Below are 19,762 nucleotides of genomic sequence, written 5' to 3' on the forward strand. Positions count from 1 at the left end.
CCGCTATCGCAGGCAAGCCAGCTCCCACATTTGATCTCACTTGGATTGAAGATCAGCTTCAGGAAACAGTGATGCGCCAGATGCCAAACGGCATCTGCGGGTCCAGGCGGGTCCACTGGGTCTTGCCGTACCACGTCCAGCGGTGGCCGTTCATCAAGTCTTCGCCTTGCACCTGGGCATCGTCTGGCAAGCCCAACTCCCACAAAGGCAACTCGAAATTCGCCTCTTGGGCGTTGAACGGATCGAGGTTGACCGCCACCAGGATGAAGTTGCCGCCATCCTCGCTGCGCTTGCCGAAATACAGGATGTTGTCATTCCAGGCGTTGTAGAGCTTGAGCCCCAGGTGCGTCTGCAGCGCCGGGTTCTGCCGGCGGATGCGGTTGAGCTGGGCGATCTCGGCAATAATGTTGCCGGGCGCGGTGTAATCCCGAGGGCGGATTTCGTATTTCTCCGAGTCCAGGTATTCCTCTTTGCCCGGCACCGGCGCCGCTTCGCACAGCTCGAAGCCCGAGTACATGCCCCACAGGCCTGAGCCCATGGTGGCCAACGCCGCGCGGATCAAGAAGCCTGGGCGGCCGGATTCGTGCAGGAAGCCTGGGTTGATGTCCGGTGTGTTGACGAAGAAGTTCGGCCGGTAGCATTCGCGCCACGGCGACTGGTTCAACTGCGTCAGATATTCGGCCAGCTCGGCCTTGGTGTTGCGCCAGGTGAAATACGTGTAGCTCTGGGAATAACCGACTTTGCCCAGGCGCGCCATCATGGCCGGCGTGGTAAACGCTTCGGCGAGGAAAATCACCTCGGGGTACTTTGAACGCACGTCACTGATCAGCCATTGCCAGAACGGCAGCGGCTTGGTGTGCGGGTTGTCGACACGGAAAGTCTTCACGCCCTCTTCCACCCAGCCGACCACCACGTCGCGCAACTCGGTCCACAGGCTGGGGATCGCGTCCGCTGCATAGAAGTCGACGTTGACGATGTCCTGGTATTTTTTCGGCGGGTTTTCCGCGTATTTGATCGTGCCGTCCGGGCGCCAGTTGAACCAGCCCGGATGCTGTTTGAGCCACGGGTGGTCCTGGGAGCACTGGATCGCGAAATCCAGGGCGATTTCCAGGCCATGGTCGGCGGCGGCCTTGACCAGGCGCCGGAAGTCATCGCGGGAGCCCAGTTGCGGGTGAATCGCGTCGTGGCCGCCGTCTTCACTGCCGATTGCGTACGGGCTGCCGGGGTCATCCGGGCCAGCGGTCAGGGAATTGTTCTTGCCCTTGCGATGGCTGCGGCCGATCGGATGGATCGGCGGGAAGTACAGCACGTCAAAGCCCATGTCATGGATCATCGACAGCCGCGAGTGCACGTCATTGAAGGTGCCATGGCGCGCAGGATCATCGGTGATCGAGCGGGGAAACAGCTCGTACCAGCTGGCAAATTGCGCCGCGGTGCGTTCCACATCGATCGGGTACGCGGGGCTGATGCTCAAGTAGGCGCGATGGTCGGCCTGGGTCATCAGGTGTGCACTGTCTTCGTGCAGAAATTGCGCGACCTGCTCGGTTTCCAGCAGGCCGGAGAGTTCATGGTGCAGCAGCATCAGGCGGTCACGCAGCTCGTTGTCGCTGCGTTCGGCGGCTTGCAGCACCAGGCTGCGACCTTCCTGCAGCTCCAGGCTGACCGGCACCCCGGCCTCATGTTTCTTACGCAGCTCGTAGCAAAAGCTGGCAAACACATCGATCCAGGCTTCGATGCAGTACTGGTGAGGGCCCTGTTCGGTCACCGTAAACGCGCCTTCCCAGCCATTATTGCCGACATCAGCCATGACCACGCTGTGCCAGCTTTCCTCATGCAACGCGCGCCAGCGAATCAGCACGGCGAGCTTGTCATGGCCGTCGGCGAACACCTTGCTGGTGACGTTGACCCGCTGGCCGACCACGGCCTTGACGGCAAATTCGCCGCCGTCGATCACGGGTGTGGTGCTTTCAATCGCAATCCTGGGCAGCAACAACGCCTGGGACAGCGGCAAGATTGAGTCTTCTGGAACCTGTGTTTCAGCAGTCATCGAGCATCTTCCCCTTACGCCTTGTGGACGCTGTTTGCTTGATCCGAATTCTGAGCCGGCGACACTCTCCCTGAGCAGGGCCGTATAGGGTCCGAGCCTGCGCCGCAGGGAAAAGTTCAGGTGAATGTGCCGCCATTGGGCGGGGAATCAATTCGCCCCGGTGGATGTCCACCGTAAGAGCAAAGCACAAAGGAGGCCATACCGATGAATATCCCGATCCCCGCTGAAACCCCTGATCCAAACATCGACAACCCGACCCTGCCGCCGACCGAACCCGAGCCTATTCCCGAGCAGGAACCGCCGGAAAACGAGCCGCCACCGGTGCAGGAGCCACCGACGACGATGCCTCCGGTGATTGTCTGATCGGTTATTACAGGTCCAGCGTCCGCTGGTAGCGTCGGTACAACGCTGACCGTCGACCCGCAAGCGGACGTTAATAGGTAATAGGTGAAATTTCCCACTTACTTAAGAGGGAAAACCTAGATCCAACTCACTTGATCGTTCTCATACTAGTGTTGCGCTAGCTTCAAATCACAGCCCATTCGGCAAAGCGTTATTACATCCTTTTGTGAGAAATGAACATGTCGAACGTCAACTCTGTTTCGCGTCATCCTTCAGAATCCCCAGTCAACCGTATGCATTTTCCGCCTGCCCCCGCTTCAGCTACGCAGGTGCACGCGAACGATTTGAAATCGCTACTGGAGTCAGGCCCGAACCAGGCTCGGCGGGCCAAGATGCCGGACACACTCAAGCCATCACCCGCCAATCGGTCATTGATTGAGCAACAGATTGACGACCTGGGCGCTCAGTTGAACCACAAGACTATTGAACGCATGCTGCGCGCGCCTGACGCCGAAGACTCACAAGCCTGCCTCAACAAGCTCGACACACTGTTAACCAAAGACAACATCAAGGCATTGTTGAAAGGCCCCAACGCCAGCGCGAACGCAGAGACCTTTGCCAGAATCGAGGCACAACTGAATAAAGGCTCGATCGCCGCGATGGTGAATCCGATTGAGACCGAAAACGTAGATACCTATCGCAAGCACGTGGACTCGGAAATGTTCAACTTGAAGGCCAGCCTGATGAAAGCTTCGCCGGAAAGTCGCTTTGCAATGGTTCGCGCTTTCTCACGTAAAGAAGATCCCACCCTGACGAACATTCAAAACTATGTGAATGGCCTGAAGATCAAGAGTGAGCATCTTTGCGATGTTGCCACGCAGGTGAAAGAGGCAATCGGGTCGCTTCAATACCCGCATGACGATCATTGGGTCACCAATGAACGCTATGATCCCACCGTCAAGCCGCACGTCAGGACTTACAGTTTCACCCACATGGCTGAATCCACTCAGGACAACCCCAGCGAAATCAGGAATTTCTCAACCGATCAAGACAAACTGGATCTTACGGGTATTGGTAAGCAACTGAATAAACCGCTGCTGTTCGTCAATCAGCTCTCCGGAAGCAGCGGCGAAATACAGTTGCATCACTCCCACGCAAAAAACACCACCGTCGTGGCCATTTCCGGCAACCCGGGGCAGCCGCCATTTGTCTTGAAGGTATTCGGCCATGTGAAAGAAAAGGACATGGTGATTTGACCGATGCTCAATCACGCTTCTCGAAAGCCTTGACAATCCTGGGCATCACACTGAACACCGCCAGCGCCAACAACGTACTGAGCACCGCTGTAGATTCCCGCCCCAATCCCGCCGCCACACCAATGGCGGCGGTCATCCATAGGCCGGCAGCAGTGGTCAGCCCTTTGACGTGACCCTCTTCATCGTCCTTGCCCTTGAGGATGGTGCCGGCGCCCAAAAAGCCGATCCCTGCGATCACCCCCTGCACCACCCGGCTCATGGCGTCCGCCTGGTTGCCGGACATCTGCGGCACCAGCACAAACAGCGCAGCGCCCAAGGCTACCAGCATGTGGGTACGCACCCCGGCCGCCTTGCCCTTGTGCTCGCGCTCAAACCCGAGAATGCCGCCCAGGATCGCGGCGATCAGCAGGCGCACGGTGATCTGGGTCAGCTGCTTTGCATCACCGATATCCGCGAACTCGGTTTGCAAGGTTTGCCACGCTTCGTGCCACCAGGCATCCATGATGTTTTCCTTTTTAATTGTGGGTGGAGGATGGACAGCGTCGACCGCCAGTCAGTTGCCTGGAACGTCCGGCAACCGACTCAACCCTAAGAGTAAATAGTCGATAAAAAAGGAGATCACCATGCCCGTACGTATCGAAAACCAGACGTGCTACTTCAAGCTCAACGAAAACGGCGAAGAACAAGGCCTGCCGGCGACCGAAGTGACGGTCAGTACGGATATTCCGAAGGCCATGTCGTATGTGGAGCTGAATGCCGAGCGCATCTACATTACCGAGCAGGAAGCCGATGCACTGACAGTGGCCGGCGCCACCGATGGACGCCAGCACAAGAAGGTCACCGAGCCTGGTTCGGCGATTTAATTGATCTGTATCAGCACCGGCCGAACCCAGCTGCACCCTAGGCCACACGGGGTGCAGCGGTTTGTCGCAGAGCAGCCGGGCCTGCCCATCTGATCCGCTTTTTAACGCCTTACCTGAGTCTGTTATGCAAACAGCCTGGCGCCCATAGTTCATCAGCCTGATGGAGGCTGATGAGCGGACGACCATGAGCGAAATTATCCCAACCGTCATTCACCCAAAGACGGTGAAGGCCAAATCCAGCGACAACCTGATCCATACCCGCAGTTTTACCGGGCTGTTCCGCACCTTGCGCGTGAGCGGTGCCGGTATGCTGTTCCTGGTCTTTTTCGGCACTGTGTGGCTGAACTGGGGTGGGCGGCAGGCGGTACTGTGGGACTTGGCTGAAAGCAAATTCCACATCTTCGGCGCCACCTTCTGGCCGCAGGATTTCATCCTGCTCTCCGCCCTGCTGATCATCTGCGCCTTTGGCCTGTTTGCCATCACCGTGTTTGCCGGCCGCGTATGGTGCGGCTACACCTGCCCGCAAAGCTCGTTTACCTGGCTGTTCATGTGGTGCGAAAAAGTCACCGAGGGCGAACGCAACCAGCGCATCAAGCTGCACGCCGCGCCCTGGAGCCTGAATAAACTGGCGCGGCGCTCGGCCAAACATACCTTGTGGCTGGGCATCAGCGTGCTCACAGGGCTGACTTTCGTCGGCTACTTCACCCCGATTCGCCCCCTGGCCAGCGAACTGCTGAGCTGGCAACTGGGCGGCGTGAGCCTGTTCTGGGTGCTGTTTTTCACCGCGGCCACTTACCTCAACGCCGGTTGGCTGCGCGAGGCGGTGTGCATGCACATGTGCCCGTATGCACGCTTCCAGAGCGTGATGTTCGACAAAGATACCCTGACCATCGCCTATGACGCCGCCCGTGGCGAACGCCGTGGCCCGCGCAAACGCGAGGCCAGGCCCGCCGACGTCGGCCTCGGCGACTGCATCGACTGCCAGCTGTGCGTGCAGGTATGCCCCACCGGCATCGACATCCGCGACGGCCTGCAAATGGAATGCATCGGCTGCGCGGCGTGCATCGACGCCTGTGATTCGATCATGGACAAGATGGGCTACGCCCCTGGCCTGGTGAGCTACACCAGCGAACACCAACTGCAGGGCGGCAAAACCCACCTGCTCAGGCCACGCCTGATCGGCTACAGTGCGGTGCTGCTGGTGATGATCGTTGCGCTGGTGGTGGCCCTGGTCGGGCGGCCGATGGTGTCGCTGGACGTGACCAAGGACCGTGGCCTGTTCCGCGAAAATGCCCTGGGCCAGATCGAAAATATCTACAGTTTGAAGGTCATCAACAAGACCCAACAGCGCCAGGATTACCGCCTGGAACTGGTGGAGGCCGATGGCTTCCAGCTGCAGGGCAAGACCGAATTCAGCCTGGCGCCGGGAGAAATCAGCGATGTGCCGGTGTCGGTGGCGCTGCTGGCTGAAAAACCGGCGAGCAGCTCGCAGACCCTGCGCTTCAAGGTCACGGATGTGGACGAACCCTGGGTCTACAGCGCCGCCGACAGCCGCTTTGTAGCGCCGTTGCATAGATAAGTCATCCCACAAGACCGACCGTACTGAGCCACCATGAAACGCTACGAAAAATTCGCCGACGACATTGCAGAACTGATCCGCTCCGGCGTACTCGGCCCCGGCCAGCGTGTGCCCTCGGTGCGTTACGCCAGCCAGACCTACGGCGTCAGCCCCTCCACGGTGTTCCAGGCCTACTACCTGCTGGAGCGGCGCGGGCTGATCCGTGCACGACCGCGCTCAGGCTACTTCGTCAACACCCATGCGCCCAGCCCGTTCTCCGAGCCGGTGGTGAGTGAACATGTGCATGAGTCCACCGAAGTCGATGTCAGCGAATTGGTGTTCTCGGTGCTCGATTCGATCAAGGACCCGAACACCGTGCCGTTCGGCTCGGCGTTTCCCAGCCCGATGCTGTTCCCGCTGCCGCGCCTGGCGCGCTCCCTGGCCAGCGCCAGCCGCGAGATGGACCCACGCCTGGTGGTCACCGACATGTCACCGGGCAACCCGCAGCTGCGTCGGCAAATTGCCCTGCGCTACATGGTCGGCGGCCTGATGCTGCCGATGGAAGAACTGCTGATCACCAACGGCGCCCTGGAAGCGCTGAACCTGTGCCTGCAAGCCGTCACCGAACCCGGCGACCTGGTGGCGATTGAAGCCCCGGCGTTCTACGCCTGCCTGCAAGTGCTCGAACGCCTGAAGCTCAAGGCGGTGGAAATTCCGGTGCACCCGCGCGATGGCATCGACCTCAACGCCCTGGCGCAAACGCTGGAGCGCTACCCGATCAAAGCCTGCTGGACCATGACCAGCTTTCAGAACCCCATGGGCGCAACCCTGCCGGAAGCCAGCAAGCAGGCGCTGGTGGAACTGCTGCGCAGCCATCAAGTGCCGCTGATCGAAGACGATGTGTACGCTGAGTTGTACTACGGGCAGCACGCGCCAAAACCGGCCAAGGCCTTCGACACCGAAGGCCTGGTGATGCACTGCGGCTCCTTTGCCAAGAGCCTGGCGCCCGGCTATCGCGTGGGCTGGGTGGCGGCCGGGCGCTATGCGCAGAAGGTCGAACGCTTGAAGCTGATGACCTCACTGTGCCCGTCGATGCCGGCCCAGGCGGCGATTGCCGATTACCTGCAACACGGCGGCTATGACCGCCACCTGCGTAAATTGCGCTATGCCCTGGAAGAACAGCAAAGCGCCATGCTCGCCGCCATCGCGCGCTACTTTCCGGCGCAGACGCGCGTCAGTCAGCCGGCCGGCGGGTATTTCCTGTGGCTGGAACTGCCCGAGCAGACCGACTCATTAAAGCTGTTCCAGATGGCCCTGGCCCAGGGCATCAGCATCGCGCCGGGGCCGATTTTCTCCGCGACCCGGCGCTTCAGGAACTGTATTCGCTTGAATTACGGCAGCCCATGGACCGAGGCCGCGGAACAGGCCATGGAGACGCTGGGGCGGATCGTGCGCTCGTTTTGAGCATCGCCCCGATTGCGCCTGATCAGCGGCCGCCGCCCAAATCCAGGAAGGTCCCGGTGGTATACGAAGCCTTGTCCGACAGCAACCAGATGATCGCTTCCGCCACTTCATCCGGGCGGCCGCCACGGGCCATGGGGATCCCGGACTCAAGCTTGCTGACCCGGTCCGGGTCGCCGCTCAGGGCATGGAAGTCGGTGAAGATATAGCCGGGGCGTACCGCATTGACGCGAATGCCCTCGCCCGCCACTTCCTTGGACAGGCCCAGGGTGAACGTATCGACTGCGCCCTTGGAGGCCGCGTAATCGACGTATTCGCCCGGCGAGCCCAAACGCGCCGCCACCGACGACACATTGACGATACTACCGCCCTGCCCGCCATGCTTGGGCGACATGCGCAGCACCGCATGCTTGGCGCACAGGATCGGCCCCAGCACATTAGTCTTGATGATTTTCAGGATACGGAATTCAGACATCTCATCGACCCGCGACTTTTGCGCCACGGTGCCGGCGTTGTTGACCAATGCGGTGACGCGGCCCAGCTCGGCGTCGACGCGATGGAACAGCGCGATCACCTCGTCTTCGATGCTGACATCCGCGCGCACGGCAATGGCCTGGGCGCCCAGGGCACGGACCTGTTCAAGTACGCGATGGGCGGCTTGTTCATCGCAGTGGTAGTTGATGCAAATGCGGTAGCCCTCGCGAGCGGCCAGCAATGCGGTCTCGGCGCCAATCCCGCGGCTGCCCCCGGTGATGATGACAACTTTGTCCATGGGTGCGGTCTCCTCATCCAACTTGATGTCAGTGGTTGGATCCAATACTAACCGTCACCCACGACCTTTGTCAGGCGCCAGCGCTTCTTCGGCGCGCTGGATATCGGCCATGAAACCGTCGGCCGGCAACGGGTGGCCGAGCAGGTAGCCCTGCAGGGAATTACATCCCAGCCGCGTGAGGAACGTCTGCTGCACGTCGGTCTCCACGCCTTCGGCGACGATCCGCAGCCCCAGGGCCTGGCCCAGGGCGACAATGGCCGAGACGATCGCCGCGTCGTCGCTGTCGTGTTCCAGGTCGCGCACAAAACCCCGGTCGATCTTCAGTTCATTGGCCGGCAAGCGCTTGAGGTACATCAGGCTGGAATAGCCGGTGCCAAAGTCATCGATGGACAGGTCGACGCCCATGTCCGACAACTGCTGCAACACCGTCATGCTCGCGTCGGCGTCGCTCATGGCGGTGGTTTCAGTGATTTCCAGGGTCAGGCTGTTGGCCGGCAACTGGTGACGCTCAAGCGCGGTGGCCACACTCTTGACCAGCCCGGCGTGGCAGAACTGCAGCGCCGACAGGTTCACCGCGATGCGCCAGTCCTCATAACCCTGCACGTACCACAGGCGCATCTGGCGGCAGGCTTCATCCAGTACCCACTCGCCAATCGAAATAATCAACCCGGTCTTTTCCGCCAGCTCGATAAAGGTGGCTGGCAACAGCAGCCCCTGTGACGGATGCTCCCAGCGCAGCAGGGCCTCAGCACCGACCGGTATACCGCTGAGCGCGTCGAACTTGGGCTGGTAGTAGAGGCGAAATTGCCGCTGCTCAAGCGCATTGCGCAGGTCCTGCAGCAACTGCAACTGCTTGCGCGCATTGGTGTTCATCGATGCATCAAAGAAGCTGTAGCCGTTCTTGCCCACGCCCTTGGCGTGGTACATCGCGGCATCGGCGTTCATCAGCAATTCTTGCGGGCTGTTGCCGTTGCCGGGGAACATGGCGATCCCCACGCTGGCGGAGATTTTCAGCTCGTGCTCGGCCACCTGGAACGCGCGGTTGATCAGCATCACCTGGCGCTCGGCAAGGCCAAGGGCGTCATCCGGCTGGGTCAGTTGCACCAGCAAGACAAACTCGTCACCGCCGATACGCGCGAGGGTGTCATGGCTGCGCAGGTCTTCGCGCAGGCGCAGGCCGACTTCGCGCAGCAACTGGTCGCCCATATGATGGCCAAAGGCATCGTTGACCGGTTTGAAGCCGTCCAGGTCGATGAACATCAAGGCGAAGCAACCGCCCTGCTCCGTCACGGCCTGCATGGCTTGCTGGATGCGATCGGCAAGCAACGTTCGATTCGGCAGGCCGGTGAGCATGTCGTGCAGGGCCAGGTGGGTCAGCTCCTGGTTGGCCTGGCTGAGGGAGTTGGCGAGCACGGCGGTGCGCGCTTCCAGGCGTGCGTCGAGCAATGACGTCAGCAAGGCGATGGCCAGCACGGCCAAGGTGGTGACCAGTACCAGGTTATCCAGGCCTTTACCGCTCAGGCCTTCCAGCGCTGCGCCACAGAAACTCTCGTCGGCAAACTGCGCCGCCGCCATGCCGGTGTAGTGCATGCCGACAATCGCAAAGCCCATGACCACCGCCGCACCGCCCCGCGCCAGGCGCACGTAGGGCGTGTTGCGGCGTAAATTGAACGCAATCCACAGCGCCGCGCCGGACGCCACGACCGCGATCAGCAACGAGGCGCCAAACAGCGTCGGGTCATAGTCGATACCTGGGGTCATGCGCATCGCGGCCATGCCGGTGTAGTGCATGCTGGCGATGCCGGCGCCCATGATCAGTGCGCCGAACGCCAGCTGCCAGGCCGGCAAACGCGGCTGGCTGACCAGCCACAGCGCAAAGCCGCTGGATAACACGGCGATCAACAGTGACAGCGCGGTAATCCCCAGGTCGAAACCCAGGGTAAACGGCAGGCGCAGCGCCAACATGCCGATAAAGTGCATGGACCACACGCCCACCCCCATCGCCAACGCCCCGCCGGCCATCCACAGGTAGACGGCGCGGCCCTTGGCGGTCGCGAGGCGGCCGGCAAGATCCAGCGCAGTGTAGGAAGCGAGGATCGCGACAAACAGCGAAATCACGACCAGGGAGGGGGAATAACTACCGATAAGCATGGGACTTCTCGTGAACGACGGGCCTGCTGGGCACGTGTCAGGGCTGGCAAAGCGGCGGATTGTAGCGAGAATAATTCTTGAGCACTTGATTAATTATCAGAGGGCCATCAGTGGCCTTTTGACGTCAAATAGCCGGCTCGAATTGATAAAAAAGTGGGAGGGGGCTCGCCCCCGATTGCGCTGTTTCAGCCAATGAAAGCTTGGCTGGAAGACCGCTATCGGGGGCAAGCCCCCTCCCACACTTGACTGGCGTCAGGCTTGAAAAACAGGGGCGTCAGTCCTTTTCGGCGATCGGCGTCTGCCCATCCCAGCCACCGCCCAGTGCAGCGATCAGTTGCACACTCGCTACCAGCCGCGTTTGCAGCAGGGTCAACACCGTGCGCTCGTTACTCAGCGCAGTGGCCTGCACTTGCACCACGTCCAGGTAAGCAATCAGCCCGGCCTTGTACTGGTTCTGCGTCAGGCGCAGGGATTCGCGCGCGGCATCCAGCGCTTCATTGCTGACCACCGCCTCGTCTTCCAGCACCTTCAATTGCACCATGTAGTTTTCCACTTCACGGAAGCCGTCGAGCACGGTCTGGCGGTACTTGGCCACGGTTTCATCATAGGACGCCACCGTGCGGTCGACCTCGGCCGAGCGCTGGCCGCCGTCAAACAGGGTCATGGCCAGTTTCGGCCCCACCGACCAGAACCGGTTCGGCAAGCTGATCCAATCCGAATAGGTGCTGCTGGAGTAACCACCGGCCAGGCTCAAGCTCAGGTCCGGGTAATAGGCCGCCTTGGCCACGCCGATATTCGCGTTGGCCGCGATCACCGAGCGCTCGGCCGAGGCAATATCCGGGCGGCGCTCAAGCAGTTGCGACGGCAGGCTGACCGGAATCTGCGGCAGCGCCGGGATGTCCTTGCTCACCGCCAGGTTGAAGTTGGCCGGTGCTTCGCCGATCAACACGGCAATCGCGTTTTCCAGCTGGGCGCGTTGCCAGATCAGGTCGATCAGGCTGGCCTGGGTGGTCTTGAGCTGGGTTTGCGCCTGGGCGACCGCGTCCTTGCCGGAAACGCCCGCGCGGTATTGGTTTTCGGTCATCTGCAGCGAGCGCTGATAGGTCTCCAGCGTGGCTTGCAACAAGCGCGTCTGTTCGTCCATGACGCGCAATTGCAGGTAGCTCTGCACCAGTTCCGACTGCTGGCTCAGGCGCATCGCGGCCAAGTCGGCCGAGCTGGCTTCGGCGCTGGCCTCGTTGGCCTCCAGGCCACGGCGCAGCTTGCCCCAGATGTCCGCTTCCCAACTCACGCCCAATTGCGCGTTGAGCGTGTCGCGAATGCCGCTGCTGGAACTGCTGAGGCTCGCGCTGCTGCTGCCGGTGCCCTGGCTGGCACGGGTTTTACCGACGCTCAGGTCGACGGTGGGGTAAAACGCCCCGCGCGAGCTGCGCACCAGTGCCTGGGCCTGACGGAAGCGCGCCTCGGCCTGGGCCACGGTCTGGTTGGCGTTGTTCAGGCGCAGCACCAGGTCATTCAGCTGGCGGTCGCCGTACAACTCCCACCAGGCGCCACGGGCCAGCGAATCACTGGGCGTAGCCTGGCGCCAGCCCTGGGCTTGCTTGAATTGCGCCGGCTCGACGACCTCCGGGCGCTGGTAGTCCGGGCCGACGGCGCAGGCGCTGAGCAGCACGCCGCAGAGCAGCAGGCTGGCGACACGCGAACCACGTGGCATGCTCATGGCCAATTTGGCAAAGGTTGAATCGGTCATAGCGCGGTGTCCAGGGCAGCATCGGTACGCACGCCGCGCCAGGCGTTGAAGCGGTGGCGCGCGCGGTCGAGATAAAGGTAAACCACCGGGGTGGTGTAAAGGGTCAGGACCTGGCTGAACACCAGGCCGCCAATGATGGTCAGGCCCAGCGGGTGGCGCATTTCCGCGCCATCGCCAGTGCCGAGCAACAGCGGCAAGGCGCCGAGGATCGCCGCCAATGTGGTCATCAGGATCGGCCGCAGCCGCAGCAGGCAGGCGCTGCGGATCGACTCCAGCGGCCCCAGGCCTTCATTGCGTTCCAGCTGCAAGGCCAGGTCGATCATCAGGATCGCGTTCTTTTTCACCACGCCGATCAGCAGGAACAGCCCGAGCAAGGAGATCAGGCTGAACTCGCCTCCCGTGAGGTAGATGGCGAGCATCGCGCCGACCCCCGCCGACGGCAAGGTCGAGAGAATCGTCAGCGGGTGGATATAGCTTTCATACAAAATCCCCAGCACCAGGTACACCGCCACCAGCGCACCGAGGATCATGAACGGCTGGCCCTTCTGCGTCGCGGCGAAGGCATCGGCGGTGCCGGCCATCTTGGCGATCACGTCTTCGGGCAAGCCGACCTTGGCAATCGCCCGCTCGATGGCGGCCGTGCCCTGCTCCACCGTCACCCCAGGCGACATGTCGAAGGCAATGTTTTCCGAAGCGAACTGGCCTTCATGGCTGACGCGGTCATCCGCCAGGCTGTTCTCGTAGTGGGCGATGGTCGACAACGGCACCCGCGCGCCATCGGCGGTGATCACCTGCATCTGGTTGAGGGTGATCGGGTCCTGGGCGTATTTGGGGTTGACCTCCATGACCACCTGGTACTGGTTGAGGCTGTCGTAGATCGTCGAAATCTGCCGCTGGCTGTAGGCGTTGTTCAGCACTGCGGTGACCATGTCCATGTCGATCCCCAGGCGCTTGGCCTGGTCGCGGTCGACAATCAGCGTGACCTGGGCCGCGCCCCGGCCTTCGCGGGCGTCGATGGCAGTCAGCTCCGGCAGCTCGCGCAACGCCGCCACCACTTTCGGGTACCACAGGCGCAGGGCGGCCAGATCGCCACTTTGCAGGATGTAGGAATACTGCGCGCTGGTCTGGTCGCGGCTGCCGCCAAATTGCAGGTCCTGGTCGGCCATCAGGAACAGGCGCCCGCCCGGCACCAGCGGCACGTCCTTGCGCAGGCGCTCGATCACCGCTTGCGCGGACACCTTGCGTTCGCTGATCGGCTTGAGGCGTACCAGCATCACCGCGTTATTGGTGCCGTTGTTGCCGCCGATAAAGCCGGCCACGCTGAGCACCGCCGGGTCGTTGAGCACGGCCTTGCGGAAGGTTTCCATCTTCGGCTGCATCACACTGAAGGACAGCCCGTCATCGCCGCGCACAAAGCCGATCAACTGGCCGGTGTCCTGCTGCGGCATAAAGGTCTTCGGCACCACGACGTACAGCGCGACGTTGACGCCAATGGTCAGCAACAGGCTGAGCAGCGTCAGGCGACGGTGGCGCAGCACCCAGTCGAGGCTGGTGGCATAACCCGCGACCATGCGGTCGTTGACCTTCTGGCTCCAGCGTTGCAAACCGGTCATCTGGCCTTTGACATGCGGCTTGAGCCAGCGCGCGCAGAGCATCGGCGTCAGGGTCAGCGAGACAATCAGCGACACGATGATCGCCGCCGACAGGGTGATCGAAAACTCGCGGAACAGGTTGGTGACGATCCCGCCCATAAACAGAATGGACAGGAACACCGCCACCAGCGACACGTTCATCGACAGCAAGGTAAAGCCGACTTCCTCGGCGCCCAGGTACGCCGCCTTCATCGGCGGCACGCCTTCGTCGATATGCCGGGAGATGTTCTCCAGCACCACGATGGCGTCGTCCACCACCAGCCCGGTCGCCAGGATCAGCGCCATCAACGAGAAATTGTTCAGCGAAAAACCGTACAGGTACATGATCGCGAAGGTGCCCACCAGCGACACCGGCACCGCCAGGGTCGGAATCAGCGAGGCGCGGAAGTTGCCGAGGAACAGGTAGACCACCAGGATCACCAGCCCTACCGCGATCAACAGGGTCATCTCGGCTTCGTGCAGGGTCGCGGTGATCACCGGCGAGCGGTCCATCGCCAGGCTGAGCTTGACGCTGGACGGCAGCACGGCCTGCAACGCCGGCAACTGCGCCTTGATCTGCCTGACGGTCTCGATGATGTTGGCGCCGGACTGGCGGTTGATCACCAGCAGCACCGCCGAATCATTGTTGAAGAAACCACTGTTGTAGCGGTCTTCGACGCCATCGGTGATCTTCGCCACGTCCTTGAGACGCAACGCGGCGCCGTCCTGGTAACGAATCAGCAGCGGTTCGTAGTCCTTGGCTTTTTCCAGCTGGTCATTGGCCTGGATCTGCCAGTTGCGCTCGCTGTCCTCCACCGAGCCCTTGGGTCGGCGCTGGTTGGCATTGGCGATGGTGTTGCGCACGTCATCCAGGGCCACGCCGTACTGGTCGAGGGCCTTGGGCTCCAGTTCAATGCGCACCGCCGGCAAGGAGCTGCCGCCGATCTGCACTTCGCCCACGCCCGGCACCTGGGACAGGCTTTGCGACAGAATGGTCGAGGCCAAGTCATACAGCTGGCCCTTCTGCAACACGTCAGAGGTCAGCGACAGCACCATGATCGGCGCCTGGGACGGGTTGATTTTCTTGTAGGTGGGCATGCTGCGCATGCCGCTCGGCAGCAGGTTGCGCGAGGCATTGATCGCCGCCTGCACCTCGCGCGCCGCGCCGTTGATATCACGGTCGGAGTCGAACGCCAGGATCACTCGGGTCGAGCCCTGGCTCGACGAACTGCTCATGGTGGTGATGCCGGCGATCGCGCCGAACGAGCGCTCCAGCGGCGTGGCCACGGTGGACGCCATCACCTCCGGGCTTGCACCGGGCAGGCTGGCCGACACCACGATCACCGGGAAGTCGATCTGCGGCAGCGGCGACACCGGCAACAGGTTGAAACTGACGCCGCCCAGCAACATGATCGCCAGGCTCAGCAGCAGGGTCGCTACCGGCCGGCGAATAAAAGGTCCGGACAGGTTCATGACTCAACCGGCTCCAGGCTTTGCGGCTCTTTGCGCCAGCGACGGCCAAGGCGGTCGAAATACAGGTAGATCACCGGCGTGGTGAACAGGGTCAGCACCTGGCTGACCAACAAACCGCCGACCATCACCAGGCCCAGGGGTTGGCGCAGCTCCGCACCGGAACCAGTGGCGAGCATCAGCGGCACGGCGCCGAACAAGGCCGCCAGGGTAGTCATCAGGATCGGCCGGAAGCGCAACAGCGCCGCCTGGTAGATCGCGGTCTGTGGGTCGAGGCCCTGGTTGCGTTCAGCGTCGAGGGCGAAGTCGATCATCATGATCGCGTTCTTTTTCACGATACCGATCAGCAAGATGATGCCGATAATCGCGATCATCCCCAGGTCATTGCCGCTCAGCAGCAAGGCCAGCAAGGCCCCGACCGCCGCCGACGGCAAGGTCGAGAGAATGGTGATCGGGTGGATATAGCTCTCATAGAGCACGCCAAGCACGATGTACATGGTCACCACCGCCGCCAGGATCAGCAACAAGGTGCTCGACAGCGACGCCTCGAACGCCTGGGCCGCGCCCTGGAACTGGGTCTGCACGCCCACCGGCATGCCAATGTCTTTCTGCGCCTGGTTGATCAGCTCCACGCCTTTGCCCAGCGCAACGCCGGGCGCCAGGTTGAACGACATCATCACCGCCGGGAACTGGCCGATATGCGCGATCGCCAACTGCGCCTGGCGCTGCTCTACATGGGCCAGGCTGGACAGGCGCACCTGGCCGCCGTCGGTGGTTTTCACGTGGATCTGGTTCAGTGCCGCCGGCCCCAGGGTTTCCCCGGATTGGGCCTGCAAGACCACGCGGTACTGGCTGGCCTGGGTGTAGATAGTGGAAATCTGCCGCTGGCCGAAAGCGTCGTACAGTGCATCGGTGATGGTCGATACGCTGACACCCAGGCGTGAGGCCGCATCGCGGTCGATCACCAGGTACACCTGCAGGCCTTTGTCCTGCAGGTCGCTGGCGACGTCGGTGAGTTCCGGCATCTGGCTCAGGGTGTGCACCAGCTTGTCGCTCCACAGCGCCAGCAGGTCGGCGTCCGGCGAGGACAGGCTGAACTGGTACTGGGTGCGGCTGACGCGGTCTTCGATGGTCAGGTCCTGCACCGGCTGCATGAACAGGCGAATGCCCACCAGCTTGTCGATTTCCGGTTGCAGGCGGGTGATCACCTCGGCCGCACTCAGGTCACGCTGGCCATGGGGCTTGAGGTTGATCAGCAAGCGGCCGCTGTTGAGCGTGGCGTTATCGCCATCCACACCGATATAAGACGACAGGCTCTGCACCGCCGGGTCGGCCAGGATGATCTTGGCCAGGTCCTGCTGGCGCTGGCTCATCGCCGCAAAGGAAATCGACTGCGGCGCCTCGGAAATACCCTGGATCACCCCGGTGTCCTGCACCGGGAAAAAGCCCTTGGGCACCACCATGTACAGGAATACCGTCAGGCCCAGCGTGGCGATAGCCACCAGCAGCGTCAGCGGCTGGTGCTTGAGAACCCACTGCAATCTGCGCCCGTAGGCCGCGATCAGCCAGTCGATCCAGGCACCGCTGGCTTTGTAGAAACGGCTTTGCTCCTCTTCCTTGGGTTCGCGCTTGAGCAACCGCGCGCACATCATCGGCGTGAGGGTCAGGGACACCACCAGGGAAATCAGGATCGCCACCGCCAGGGTGATGGCGAATTCGCGGAACAACCGCCCCACCACGTCAGCCATGAACAGCAGCGGGATCAATACGGCAATCAGCGACAGGGTCAGGGAGATCAGGGTAAAGCCAATCTGCCTGGCGCCCTTGAGCGCCGCCGCCATCGGCGTCTCGCCTTCCTCGATGTAACGCGAGATGTTCTCCAGCATCACAATCGCATCGTCGACCACAAAACCCGTAGCGATGGTCAGGGCCATCAGCGTCAGGTTGTTGATGGAGAAACCGGCCAGGTACATCACGCCAAAAGTGCCGACCAGCGACAGCGGCACGGCAATCGACGGAATGATCGTGGCGCTGACCCGGCGCAGGAACAGGAACGTCACCATCACCACCAGGGCAATGGCGATCAGCAATTCGTGTTGCACATCGGTGACCGAGGCGCGAATGGTCTGGGTGCGGTCGGTGAGCACCGCCACGTCGAGGCCGGCCGGCAGGTTGTCGGTGATGCTCGGCAGCAACGCCTTGATACGGTCGACCACCTCAATCACGTTAGCGCCCGGCTGGCGCTGGATATTCAGCAGCACGGCCTGGTTTTCATTGGCCCAGGCGGCGAGGCGCTCGTTTTCGGCGCCGTCGACGATCTCCGCCACGTCTTTCAGGCGTAATGGCGCGCCATTGTTGTAAGCCAGGATCAGTTCGGCATATTGCTGCGGCGAGACCAACTGGTCGTTGGCATCCAGCATCGACACACGAGTCGGGCCGTCGAAGTTGCCCTTGGGCTGGTTGACGTTGGAGGCGGCGATCAGGGTGCGCACATCCGAAAGGTTCAGGCCGTTGGCCGCCAGGGCCTCGGGGTTGACCTTGATCCGCACCGCCTGGCGCTGGCCACCGGCAATGCTGACCATGCCGACACCGCTGATCTGCGCAATTTTCTGCGCCATGCGCGTATCCACCAAGTCATTGAGCTTGGGCAGCAGCATGGTTTTGGAGGTGATGGCCAGGGTCAGCACCGGGGTATCGGCCGGGTTGACCTTGTTGTACACCGGCGGCGCCGGCAAATCCTTGGGCAGCAGATTGGTGGCGGCGTTGATCGCGGCCTGCACCTGTTGCTCGGCGACATCCATATTGATGTCGAGGTTGAACCGCAAGGTCAGCACCGACGCGCCGCCGGAGCTGGTGGACGCCATCTGGGTCAGGCCGGGCATTTGCCCGAACTGGCGCTCCAGCGGCGCGGTGACCGCGCTGGTCATCACATCGGGGCTGGCGCCGGGGTACAGGGTCATCACGCGGATCGTCGGGTAGTCCACCTGGGGCAAGGCGGACACCGGCAGCAGGCGATACGAGATGATGCCGGCCAACACAATCGCCAACATGCTCAGCGTGGTGGCGACCGGGCGCAGGATAAACAGCCGCGACAGGTTCATGAACCGACCTTTTGCGCCTTGCCGGCGGTGGTGCCGGTCTCCCCTTTAGCCGCCGGCTTGCCTTGCAGGTGTTCGGTTGGCGTGGTCGGCACTTCACTGCTGTCGTTGACCACGTCGATTTCGCTGCCGTCCTTCAGGCGGTCAGTGCCCTCCAGCACCACGCGGTCGCCGGCCTTCAGGCCTTGCTTGATCACGGTGTTTTCGCCATCGGTGTCGCCGACTACCAGTGGCTGGACCTTGACCTTCTTGTCACCGTCGAGCACATAGACAAAGGTGCCGGTGTTGCCGAACTGGATCGCCGCCGACGGCGCCAGCACCACGTTATGCAGGGTATCGGCAAGCAGGTGCACATTGACGAACTGGTTGGGGAACAGCGCCTGGTCCTTGTTATCGAAGCGCGCCTTGAATTTCAGGGTGCCGGTGGTCACGTCGATCTGGTTGTCCAGGCTTTGCAGCACGCCGGTGGCCTGTTGCTTCACGTCGCCGCGGTCCCAGGCTTCCACGGGCAGCTTGTTGCCGGCGTGGTAGCGGGTGAGCACGGTTTCCAGGGTGTTTTCCGGCAGAGTGAAAGCCACGCTGATCGGCTGGGTCTGGGTGATCACGGCGAGGAAGGTGGTGTCGTTGGCCGCCACCAGGTTGCCCACGTCGACCTGACGCAAACCGACCCGGCCGCTGATCGGCGCGCGGATCTTGGTGAATTCCAGGTTGAGCTTGGCGTCATCCACCGCGCCCTGGTTGGTCTTGACCGTGCCCTGGTATTGCAGCACCAGCGCTTCGGCGGTATCCAGGGTCTGCTTGGCGATACTGTCCTGGGCGTAGAGGCCGCGATAACGCTCGACATCGACCTGGGCGTTTTTCAACTGGGCCTGGTTCTGCATCAACGTGCCCTGGGCCTGCAGCAAGGCGTTTTGATAACTGCGCGGATCAATCTCGGCCAACAGGTCGCCGGCCTTGACCATCTGCCCCTCTTCAAAGGCGATTTTCACCAGCTCGCCGCCCACCCGGCTGCGCACATTGATGGTGTTGAGCGCCGTCACCGTGCCTAACGCCTTGTAGTAGACCGGGAAGTCACCCAACGCAGCCGGCGCCACGCGTACCGGAATCGGGCCGGTGGAACCGCCGAACCCCGGGCGCGCCATGCCGGTTTTACCGGTGTGTCCGGCCGGTGCGTCTTTGTGGGCAGCGCCAGTGGGCCAGAATTTCCAGCACAGGCCGGCGATAACCAGCAGCACAAGCAGGCCGAACAGCCAGCGGCGGGATTTACGGGGGGAGGATTGCATGGAGTGATCAACCATTGGGCGCGAGAGCTTCTTCTTCGGGAGGCTGAAAGATAAGCACTGGAGCGCTTTAAGAAAAGCGC

The 19,762-nt window shown here is 62.0% G+C and carries 13 protein-coding genes; 5 read left to right on the forward strand and 8 right to left on the reverse strand.

Annotated features, from left to right (window positions below):
* Positions 1–58 precede the first annotated feature (58 nt).
* Entirely contained in the window at positions 59–2,047 is a 1,989-nt protein-coding gene (locus WBR57_RS25365) for an alpha-1,4-glucan--maltose-1-phosphate maltosyltransferase (RefSeq protein WP_424087725.1), read from the reverse strand.
* 204 nt (positions 2,048–2,251) lie between these two features.
* Here WBR57_RS25365 and WBR57_RS25370 point away from each other — a divergent pair, with 204 nt between their 5' ends.
* On the forward strand, positions 2,252–2,410 hold the full coding sequence (locus WBR57_RS25370) for a hypothetical protein (RefSeq protein WP_424087727.1): 159 nt from the start codon (positions 2,252–2,254) through the stop codon (positions 2,408–2,410).
* 218 nt (positions 2,411–2,628) lie between these two features.
* Positions 2,629–3,645: a M10 family metallopeptidase C-terminal domain-containing protein gene (locus tag WBR57_RS25375; RefSeq protein WP_424087729.1), complete on the forward strand. Its 1,017-nt coding sequence runs from the start codon at positions 2,629–2,631 to the stop codon at positions 3,643–3,645.
* A 7-nt stretch (positions 3,646–3,652) separates the two neighbouring features.
* Here WBR57_RS25375 and WBR57_RS25380 read toward each other — a convergent pair whose 3' ends face one another.
* Positions 3,653–4,147, reverse strand: coding sequence for an MgtC/SapB family protein (locus WBR57_RS25380; protein WP_424087731.1), 495 nt, complete (start codon positions 4,145–4,147; stop codon positions 3,653–3,655).
* A 121-nt stretch (positions 4,148–4,268) separates the two neighbouring features.
* Here WBR57_RS25380 and WBR57_RS25385 point away from each other — a divergent pair, with 121 nt between their 5' ends.
* The 3 genes from WBR57_RS25385 (at position 4,269) to mapR (ending at position 7,530) form a co-directional block, all read left to right on the forward strand.
* Positions 4,269–4,508: a DUF3203 family protein gene (locus tag WBR57_RS25385; RefSeq protein ID WP_424087733.1), complete on the forward strand. Its 240-nt coding sequence runs from the start codon at positions 4,269–4,271 to the stop codon at positions 4,506–4,508.
* 184 nt (positions 4,509–4,692) lie between these two features.
* Positions 4,693–6,087: a cytochrome c oxidase accessory protein CcoG gene (gene ccoG, locus WBR57_RS25390; RefSeq protein WP_424087735.1), complete on the forward strand. Its 1,395-nt coding sequence runs from the start codon at positions 4,693–4,695 to the stop codon at positions 6,085–6,087.
* 33 nt (positions 6,088–6,120) lie between these two features.
* Positions 6,121–7,530 (forward strand): GntR family transcriptional regulator MpaR, encoded by a 1,410-nt coding sequence (mapR, locus tag WBR57_RS25395; protein WP_424087737.1) that lies wholly within the window; start codon positions 6,121–6,123, stop codon positions 7,528–7,530.
* A 22-nt stretch (positions 7,531–7,552) separates the two neighbouring features.
* Here the strand turns inward: mapR and WBR57_RS25400 are convergent, their stop codons facing one another.
* From WBR57_RS25400 to WBR57_RS25425, 6 genes are all read right to left on the reverse strand, one after another.
* Positions 7,553–8,299 carry an SDR family oxidoreductase gene (locus WBR57_RS25400; RefSeq protein WP_424087739.1) on the reverse strand — a complete coding sequence of 249 codons (747 nt, stop codon included), beginning with the start codon at positions 8,297–8,299 and terminating at the stop codon, positions 7,553–7,555.
* Between the two features lie 54 nt (positions 8,300–8,353).
* On the reverse strand, positions 8,354–10,450 hold the full coding sequence (locus WBR57_RS25405) for a putative bifunctional diguanylate cyclase/phosphodiesterase (protein ID WP_424087741.1): 2,097 nt from the start codon (positions 10,448–10,450) through the stop codon (positions 8,354–8,356).
* Between the two features lie 274 nt (positions 10,451–10,724).
* On the reverse strand, positions 10,725–12,200 hold the full coding sequence (locus WBR57_RS25410; RefSeq protein ID WP_424087743.1) for an efflux transporter outer membrane subunit: 1,476 nt from the start codon (positions 12,198–12,200) through the stop codon (positions 10,725–10,727).
* Positions 12,197–15,304, reverse strand: coding sequence for an efflux RND transporter permease subunit (locus tag WBR57_RS25415; protein ID WP_424087745.1), 3,108 nt, complete (start codon positions 15,302–15,304; stop codon positions 12,197–12,199). Before WBR57_RS25415 ends, WBR57_RS25410 begins: the two co-directional genes overlap by 4 nt.
* Positions 15,301–18,402 (reverse strand): MdtB/MuxB family multidrug efflux RND transporter permease subunit, encoded by a 3,102-nt coding sequence (locus tag WBR57_RS25420; protein ID WP_424087747.1) that lies wholly within the window; start codon positions 18,400–18,402, stop codon positions 15,301–15,303. Before WBR57_RS25420 ends, WBR57_RS25415 begins: the two co-directional genes overlap by 4 nt.
* Complete coding sequence (locus tag WBR57_RS25425; RefSeq protein WP_424087749.1) at positions 18,399–19,697, reverse strand: MdtA/MuxA family multidrug efflux RND transporter periplasmic adaptor subunit; 1,299 nt, start codon at positions 19,695–19,697, stop codon at positions 18,399–18,401. The genes WBR57_RS25420 and WBR57_RS25425 overlap by 4 nt, the downstream gene beginning before the upstream one ends.
* Positions 19,698–19,762 lie beyond the last annotated feature (65 nt).

Origin of the sequence: Pseudomonas sp. (assembly GCF_049590575.1) — a bacterium.
GTDB lineage: Bacteria > Pseudomonadota > Gammaproteobacteria > Pseudomonadales > Pseudomonadaceae > Aquipseudomonas.

What these genes read in the sequence shown, in the direction of transcription:
- WBR57_RS25365 (WP_424087725.1), bottom strand. Translation starts at nt 2,047, where the DNA reads ATGACTGCTGAAACACAGGTTCCAGAAGACTCAATCTTGCCGCTGTCC.
- WBR57_RS25370 (WP_424087727.1), top strand. Translation starts at nt 2,252, where the DNA reads ATGAATATCCCGATCCCCGCTGAAACCCCTGATCCAAACATCGACAAC.
- WBR57_RS25375 (WP_424087729.1), top strand. Translation starts at nt 2,629, where the DNA reads ATGTCGAACGTCAACTCTGTTTCGCGTCATCCTTCAGAATCCCCAGTC.
- WBR57_RS25380 (WP_424087731.1), bottom strand. Translation starts at nt 4,147, where the DNA reads ATGGATGCCTGGTGGCACGAAGCGTGGCAAACCTTGCAAACCGAGTTC.
- WBR57_RS25385 (WP_424087733.1), top strand. Translation starts at nt 4,269, where the DNA reads ATGCCCGTACGTATCGAAAACCAGACGTGCTACTTCAAGCTCAACGAA.
- ccoG (WP_424087735.1), top strand. Translation starts at nt 4,693, where the DNA reads ATGAGCGAAATTATCCCAACCGTCATTCACCCAAAGACGGTGAAGGCC.
- mapR (WP_424087737.1), top strand. Translation starts at nt 6,121, where the DNA reads ATGAAACGCTACGAAAAATTCGCCGACGACATTGCAGAACTGATCCGC.
- WBR57_RS25400 (WP_424087739.1), bottom strand. Translation starts at nt 8,299, where the DNA reads ATGGACAAAGTTGTCATCATCACCGGGGGCAGCCGCGGGATTGGCGCC.
- WBR57_RS25405 (WP_424087741.1), bottom strand. Translation starts at nt 10,450, where the DNA reads ATGCTTATCGGTAGTTATTCCCCCTCCCTGGTCGTGATTTCGCTGTTT.
- WBR57_RS25410 (WP_424087743.1), bottom strand. Translation starts at nt 12,200, where the DNA reads ATGACCGATTCAACCTTTGCCAAATTGGCCATGAGCATGCCACGTGGT.
- WBR57_RS25415 (WP_424087745.1), bottom strand. Translation starts at nt 15,304, where the DNA reads ATGAACCTGTCCGGACCTTTTATTCGCCGGCCGGTAGCGACCCTGCTG.
- WBR57_RS25420 (WP_424087747.1), bottom strand. Translation starts at nt 18,402, where the DNA reads ATGAACCTGTCGCGGCTGTTTATCCTGCGCCCGGTCGCCACCACGCTG.
- WBR57_RS25425 (WP_424087749.1), bottom strand. Translation starts at nt 19,697, where the DNA reads ATGGTTGATCACTCCATGCAATCCTCCCCCCGTAAATCCCGCCGCTGG.